The following is a 7,127-nucleotide window of genomic DNA, read 5'->3' on the forward strand; positions in this document are numbered from 1 at the left end:
CCGCGGGACAAAGAACAAGGCCGCACGTGAACGAAAGTTCGCGTGCGGCCTTTGTCGTTACGCCCGCGGCTTGCTCGGCATTCACCCGCCGGTGCTCGGCGGTCTCCAGCCATTGGCCAGTTCAGCCATCAACCGAAGCCGATGCTGATGCTGATGCTGATGCTGATGCTGCGTGTACCAGCGTCACCGCCCGTTTGCGCGCAGCCTCTCTGCCCGCGTGATCGACTTCAGGTCCGAACAGCGTTTTCTCGACGATGATCGATTCAATGTCGGTGATACCGATGAAGCGCAGCCACGCTTCAAGAAACGGCCGCTGAAAATCGAACGACTCGGCAGGCGTACTCGATTGCCTTGAATAGTCGAGGCCTCTCGCATAGATCACGACCGCTTTCTTGCCGTTCAGCAATCCCGCTAACCCACGCTCGTCGAATGAGAAGAGGACGTCGCGGTGGGACACGGCGTCGATGAAATGCTTGAGCTTGTATGGGATGGAAAAATTCCACAGCGGCACGGAGAACAGCAGCGTATCCGCGTCGTGCATCCGCTGCGCCAGCTGCCGGAAACCTGCCCACGCTTGCTGCTGGCCTTCGCTGAGCGGTGTACCGCTCAAGTCCGCGTATTTGGCATCGAGCGCATCGCCGTCGAGCTCCGGCAATGGCGTCGCCCACAGGTCGAGCACGTCGACCCGATGCTCCGGATGCGCGTTGCGCCAGGCTTCCAGATACGCGCGCGCAACGTCGAGTGATGCGGACCGCGACTTGCGCGGGGAGGATTCGATATGCAGCAAGGTCGACATGAAACGACTCCTGACGGGTTGACGGCCCTCATCAGAACATAGTTCGATTCAAAATATAAACGAAGTATCATCGCGGTACTCAGTAGCATTCGCACTGTATTTCGGGGCATGTCATGTTCGATACCATTTTGCTGCGCTCTTTCGTGGCCGTCGTCCAGGAAGGCGGGTTCACGCATGCCGCGGCCCGTCTGAATCTGACGCAGTCCGCGGTCAGCGCGCATCTGCGGCGCCTGGAAAAACAGACCGGCCGTGACCTGCTCGTGCGCACCACGCGCTCGGTCACGCTCACAGTGGACGGCGAACTGCTGCTGGGTTACGCGCGCGCCATCCTCGCGCTTAATCAGGACGCGCGCGCGCAACTGCTACGCGAACCGAGTGCAGGCGCGATCCGCGTGGGGCTGTCGGAAGACCTCGCCAATGTCAGGCTGATGCATGTGATACAGGCGTTTGCCGTGCGGTACCCGCGCATCGCATTCAGCATCAGAGTCGGTATCCCGGGCGAATTGCTCCAGGCGCTGGATCACGGTGAACTGGATGTGGTGATGGGTGGACGCTGCCATGACGGGCCCACCGGACGCGTGCTCTGGCGCGAGCCGCTTGTGTGGGCCGGTGCGGATTGGATGACGCTCACGCCTGGCGTACCGGTGCCGATTGCGCTGCTGCCGGAACCCTGCCCGTATCGTGAGGCCTCGCTGGCAGCACTGGCCCGCGCGGGCGTGGATTACCGGATCGTGCTCGTGTGCCCGAGCGGTGCCGGCCTGTGCGCCGCCGCGCACGCGGGCTTTGCGGTGACACCGATCGTGCACACACAACTTGCGCACGGCTTGCGTGCGATCCCGCCGGATGCCGGCCTGCCGGCCCTGCCCGATGTCGAGTTCACGATGTTCGCGGCGCCGGGCGCGTCGACCAGGGTTGTCGACGAACTGGGCAACGCGATCGTGCTGGCATTCGCACACAAAGGATGACCACGGTCATCGCGGCGACACGATTGGGATTTTCGCGGCCAGAGGCATACGCATCGTCATCGGTTCACGAAATTCCACGAAGAACCCTAAAAAAGCCGCCAGCACCGTAGTGTCTGGCGGCATTCTTTCGCGGCTGACCGCGCGTCAGAAATCGAGCTGCGCGACCGTGATGCCAAGCGCGGCGGCGATCTTCTCGCGCGTCGACTTGCGCGGTTTCTCGCTTCGCTCCTGCTGCGCGTAAGCGGACTGGCTGATGCCGAGTCGGGCCGCGATATCGGCCTGCGTCAGTTTCAGATGTTCGCGCCATGCGCGCAGGGGCGTCGCCCCGTCAATTGTGGCGCTGATCACTTCGTGCCGGATCAGGTCGCGCTCCTCTTCGTGCTGCGCCATGTAGTCCGCGTAGGGGATCACCATAAAGGCCGGTGCTCCGTCCGACCCGTTGATGATTTGGATGTTGGTACGTGCGTTCAGATCGGCACGCACTTCCACGACCTGCGGGCGAAAGCGCTGACCGATCTGAAACCGCAGCGGGGGGCCAGCGCAATCACTGGCCGGCCACACGACCGAAATCACGTGAAGTAGAACGCGTTCAACCCGTTCCATTGACGCGTCCAAGTTAGACACCGCCGCCCATGTTAGACGCGAAGGCTCCCCGGATCATCCGGGGAGCCTTATGCCGCGAGGGCTTGTTACTGAAACGCCACTTCCGCGAAGCTCCGAAGCTTGCGGCTATGGAGCTTGTCGAGCCCGTTCGTGCGCAGAATCTCCATCGCCTTGACGCCGATCTGCAGATGCTGGTCGACCTGGCCGCGATAGAACGTGTCGGCCATGCCCGGCAGCTTCAGCTCGCCATGCAGCGGCTTGTCCGAGACGCACAGCAGCGTGCCGTACGGCACGCGGAAACGGAAACCGTTGGCGGCGATCGTCGCACTTTCCATGTCGAGCGCGATCGCGCGGCTCTGCGACAGCCGCTGCACGGGCTCGCGGTGATCGCGCAGTTCCCAGTTGCGGTTGTCGACGCTCGCGACCGTGCCCGTGCGCATCACGCGCTTCAGTTCGGCACCTTCGAGACGGGTGACCTCGGCCACGCCGCGTTCGAGCGCGAGCTGTACTTCGGCGAGCGCCGGGATCGGCACCCACAGCGGCAGGTCCGCATCCAGCACGTGATCCTCGCGCACGTAACCGTGCGCGAGCACGTAGTCGCCGAGGCGCTGCGTGTTGCGCAGGCCCGCGCAATGACCGAGCATCACCCAGGCATGCGGACGCAGGACCGCGATGTGATCGGTGATCGTCTTCGCGTTCGACGGACCGACACCGATGTTGACCATCGTGATCCCGCTGCCGTCCGCGCGCTTCAGGTGATACGCGGGCATCTGCGGCAGCCGCGGCGGCGCGGCGCCCTCGGCCGGCTCGCTGCCGAGGTTCGCGTTGTACGTGATGACGTCGCCCGGCTCGACGAAAGAACTGTACTGGCTGCGGTACGCGCGCACGTCGGGATCGGTGCTTTCCGTCATCAGCGTGCGGCCGAGCTTCACGAATTCGTCGATGTAGAACTGGTAGTTCGTGTAGAGCACGTAATTCTGGAAGTGCGTGGGCGATGTCGCCGTGTAGTGACGCAGCCGGTGCAGCGAGAAGTCGACGCGCGCCGCGGTAAACAGCGCGAGCGGATGCGGCTCGCCGGGTGCCGGCTCGAACGTGCCGTTGACGATGCGGTCGTCGAGGTACGACAGGTCGGGCGTGTCGAAGATGTCGCGCATCGCGAGCAGCCGGTCGCGGTCGAGCTCGCCTTCGAGGTGAATGCCTTCGGGAAACGCGAAGTGAACCGGAATCGGCTGCGACGACACGCCGATCTCGATCTTCACATGGTGGTTCTTCGACAGCAGGCGCAGCTGCTCGCGATAGTAGTTCGCGAACAGGTCGGGACGCGTGACGGTCGTCTCGAACACGCCGGGGCCCGCGACGAAGCCGTACGAACGGCGCGAATCGACGTGCGTATTGACGTCGGTGCGAATCCGCACGAACGGGTAGCACGCGCGCACGTGCTCGGTGATCGATTCATGGCGGCGATAACGCGCGAACGCGTCGCGCAGGAACCCGGTATTGGTGTCGTAGATGGCCGACAGCCGCGCGACGGCGGCGACGGAATCGTCGAATGCTTCGACGGGCGGGCTCTCAGGCGTCAGCACCCGATGCCGGCGGCTCAAATCGTTCTTCATTTTCATCACCTCGTCTGATCGGACGACATTACCACGGAACCCGGTCACGCTCATGGCCGCTCGCTCGCACGCCGCTTGCACGCGAGGGCCGGGCCGCGCGCAGTATTTGCTAAAATCCAAAGGTTCACTGGAGACTCATCATGAAGCCGCTCATTCTCGTCGCCGCTGCCGCCGTGCTCGCTGGCACGTTTGCCGCCGCCTACGCCGCCGGCGGCACGCCCGACGCCGACACGCAGGCCCGGGCCGAGGCCAACGAAGCCGCCGGCCTGCCCGATCTCCGCAAGATCAACCGGCCCGGCGCCGAAGTCACGTCGAAAGTCGACTTCGCCGACATTCGTCGCACGCCGAGCTTCCATGAAAAGAGCAAGAACGGCACCGAGGTCACCGAGTATCGCGATCGCGGCAAGCCGGTCGAGATCGACGTGAAGTCGAACTTCGGCACGCGCTACCAGATGAGCTCGACGCTCGACACCTCGCCGAAGCCGCATGACGCGGGCGTCCCGATCACGCGCCTGCCGTCGGTCAACCTCCGCTACTGATTTCCTGCCGCGCCGCGTCGATCCCGACGCGGCGCGCCGGCTTTCCCTTCACCTCCTGTCGCGCCGCACGCCGCGCGCGTGCCGACAACTGACCAGACGCATCTCGCATGGCCGTTTTCACCGCTGTTTCCGACTCCGATCTCGCGCAATGGATGCGCCACTACGAACTGGGCGACGTGCTGGCGTTCCGCGGCATTCCGTCCGGCATCGAAAACAGCAACTTCTTCCTGACGACGACGCGCGGCGAATACGTCCTGACGATCTTCGAAAAGCTGACGGGGGAACAACTGCCGTTCTACCTGGACCTGATGCGCCATCTGGCCAGCCACGGCGTGCCGGTGCCGGATCCGGTCCCGCGCGACGACGGCGCGCTGTTCGGCGAACTGCACGGCAAGCCGGCGGCGATCGTCACGAAGCTCGAGGGCGCCGCCGAACTCGCACCGGGGGTCGAACACTGCATCGAGGTCGGGCAGATGCTCGCGCGCCTGCACCTCGCGGGGCGCGACTATGCGCGCCACCAGCCGAACCTGCGCAGCCTGCCGTGGTGGCAGGAGAACGTGCCGGCGATCGTGCCGTTCATTTCCGACGCGCAGCGCACGCTGCTCGAGGACGAACTCGCGCACCAGGCGGCGTTCTTCTCGTCGGACGACTACGCGGCGCTGCCGAGCGGCCCGTGCCATTGCGACCTGTTCCGCGACAACGTGCTGTTCGCGCACGCGGCGCCCGGCACCGGTCATGACATCCGGCTCGGCGGCTTCTTCGATTTCTATTTCGCGGGCTGCGACAAATGGCTGTTCGACGTCGCGGTGACCGTCAACGACTGGTGCGTCGACCTCGCGACGGGCGTGCTCGACGTCGCGCGCGCGGACGCGCTGCTGCGCGCGTACCAGACGGTCCGGCCGTTCACGGCCGAAGAGCGCCGCCACTGGAGCAACATGCTGCGCGCGGGCGCATACCGCTTCTGGGTATCGCGCCTGTACGACTTCTACCTGCCGCGCGCGGCCGAAATGCTCAAACCGCACGACCCCGGTCATTTCGAACGCATCCTGCGTGAGCGTATCGCCCACACGCCCGCGCTTCCCGAGACCCATACCGCATGCAACTGATCGAAGTGCCCGCGAAAGCGGGCTATGTCTGGTTCCGTCAAGGCATCTGGCTGTTCCGCCGGAACCCGCTCGCGTTCATCACGCTGTTTTTCACGTACCTGCTGGCGATCACGCTGGTGTCGATGGTGCCCGTCATCGGCGCGGCGCTGCCGCTGCTGTTCATCCCCGGCATCGCCGTCGGCTTCATGGCCGCGTGCCGCGACACGGTGGCCGGCAAGCCGGTGATGCCGACGATCCTCGTCGACGGCTTTCGCTCGTACGGCTCCGTGACGACGCAGCGGCTGCTGGTGCTCGGCGTGGTCTACGTCGCGCTGATGGTGCTGGTGTTCGCCGCATCGTCCATCGTGGACGGTGGCGGGCTGCTCACCATGATGCTGGGCGCGACGAGCGAAACGAGTCCGACGCCGGAAGCGCTTGCCGCGCAAGGCACGCTCGGCGCGCTGCTGCTGGCGACGCTGCTCTATGCGCCGGTCGCGATGTTGTTCTGGTTCGCGCCGGTGCTGACCGCGTGGCACGACATCCCGCCCGCCAAGGCGCTGTTCTTCAGCATCGTCAGTTGCTGGCGCAATCGCGGCGCATTCGTGGTGTACGGGCTGCTGTGGTTCGCCGTTGCGCTCGGCACGTCGTTCGGCCTGTCGCTGCTGCTGCAAGCGCTCGGCGCCGGCGCCTACGCGCTGACGATCATGATGCCGGTGACGATCATCATCGTGACGATGATGTACTGCTCGTTCTATGCGACCTATCGCGGCTGCTTCGGCGTGCAGGAACCAGGGGCCGCGACGCCCGCCTCGGGCCGTTGAGCCGGGCCATTGACGCAGACTCGGCCGGCGCACGCCGCCGGCCGTCCCAACCTTCACGCTGCCCCCTGTTCAATCGAATCTGTTGCGCGCAAAATAATTTGCATGCAAATCATTAGCGCGTCCGCCGCGCCACCCGAATCATGGACCGCCTGCCCCCGCTGCCCCAGACGCTCGACGAGCAACTGTGCTTCGCGCTCTATTCGACTTCGCATGCGATGACGAAGGCGTACAAGCCGCTGCTCGACAAGCTGTCGCTGACCTATCCCCAATATCTGGCGATGCTCGTGCTGTGGGAACGTGACGATATCGCGGTGAAGGATATCGCCGCCCGCCTCGACCTCGACCCGGCCACCGTCACACCGCTGCTGAAGCGGCTCGAGGCGCTCGGCTACGTCGAACGCGTGCGCAGTGCGACCGACGAGCGCGTCGTGAACGTGCGCGTAACGACGGAAGGCCGAGCGCTGAAGCTCAAGGCGCGCTCGGTGCCAGCCGATCTCTTTTGCGCGATGCAGCAAACGCCCGAGTTCCTGGTCAGGCTGCGCGCGGATCTCCAGCAATTGCGCAACGCGCTGTCGGCCGCCAACGAAGGCTGACGGCACGTCGATCTCAAACAGGCCCGGCACTGCCGTAATGCCGTTCAGTTAAGAACTGAACGGCATTTTTGTTTTTAGGGTTGGAGTTGTAAACAGAGCGGCAAGCTGTTAA

The 7,127-nt window shown here is 64.7% G+C and carries 8 protein-coding genes; 5 read left to right on the forward strand and 3 right to left on the reverse strand.

Annotation, left to right across the window (positions count from 1 at the left end):
• Window positions 1-121 precede the first annotated feature (121 nt).
• A complete protein-coding gene (locus tag DIE08_RS34205) occupies window positions 122-796 on the reverse strand; it encodes an FMN-dependent NADH-azoreductase (RefSeq protein WP_124906252.1) in 675 nt (224 codons plus the stop codon).
• Window positions 797-909: 113 nt separating this feature from the next.
• Between DIE08_RS34205 and DIE08_RS34210 the strand changes: the two genes are divergently transcribed.
• Entirely contained in the window at window positions 910-1,761 is an 852-nt protein-coding gene (locus DIE08_RS34210; protein ID WP_124906254.1) for a LysR substrate-binding domain-containing protein, read from the forward strand.
• A gap of 144 nt (window positions 1,762-1,905) precedes the next feature.
• On the opposite strand, the gene DIE08_RS34215 is transcribed toward DIE08_RS34210, so the two are convergent.
• Both DIE08_RS34215 and DIE08_RS34220 read right to left on the reverse strand, forming a co-directional pair.
• Window positions 1,906-2,232, reverse strand: coding sequence for a helix-turn-helix domain-containing protein (locus DIE08_RS34215; RefSeq protein WP_124906262.1), 327 nt, complete (start codon window positions 2,230-2,232; stop codon window positions 1,906-1,908).
• 218 nt (window positions 2,233-2,450) lie between these two features.
• Complete coding sequence (locus DIE08_RS34220) at window positions 2,451-3,977, reverse strand: AMP nucleosidase (protein ID WP_059601858.1); 1,527 nt, start codon at window positions 3,975-3,977, stop codon at window positions 2,451-2,453.
• A gap of 140 nt (window positions 3,978-4,117) precedes the next feature.
• Here DIE08_RS34220 and DIE08_RS34225 point away from each other — a divergent pair, with 140 nt between their 5' ends.
• The 4 genes from DIE08_RS34225 to DIE08_RS34240 all read left to right on the forward strand — a co-directional run bounded on the left by DIE08_RS34225 (window position 4,118) and on the right by DIE08_RS34240 (window position 7,015).
• Window positions 4,118-4,516, forward strand: a complete 399-nt coding sequence (locus DIE08_RS34225; protein WP_124621159.1) for a hypothetical protein — start codon at window positions 4,118-4,120, stop codon at window positions 4,514-4,516.
• A 107-nt stretch (window positions 4,517-4,623) separates the two neighbouring features.
• On the forward strand, window positions 4,624-5,622 hold the full coding sequence (locus tag DIE08_RS34230) for a homoserine kinase (RefSeq protein WP_124906256.1): 999 nt from the start codon (window positions 4,624-4,626) through the stop codon (window positions 5,620-5,622).
• Window positions 5,613-6,422, forward strand: coding sequence for a BPSS1780 family membrane protein (locus tag DIE08_RS34235; protein WP_124906258.1), 810 nt, complete (start codon window positions 5,613-5,615; stop codon window positions 6,420-6,422). The genes DIE08_RS34230 and DIE08_RS34235 overlap by 10 nt, the downstream gene beginning before the upstream one ends.
• Before the next feature lie 140 nt (window positions 6,423-6,562).
• Entirely contained in the window at window positions 6,563-7,015 is a 453-nt protein-coding gene (locus DIE08_RS34240) for a MarR family winged helix-turn-helix transcriptional regulator (RefSeq protein WP_059601701.1), read from the forward strand.
• The last annotated feature ends 112 nt before the right edge of the window (window positions 7,016-7,127 follow it).

Origin of the sequence: Burkholderia sp. Bp9004, assembly GCF_003858025.1 — a bacterium.
In the GTDB taxonomy this organism is placed as follows: domain Bacteria; phylum Pseudomonadota; class Gammaproteobacteria; order Burkholderiales; family Burkholderiaceae; genus Burkholderia; species Burkholderia diffusa.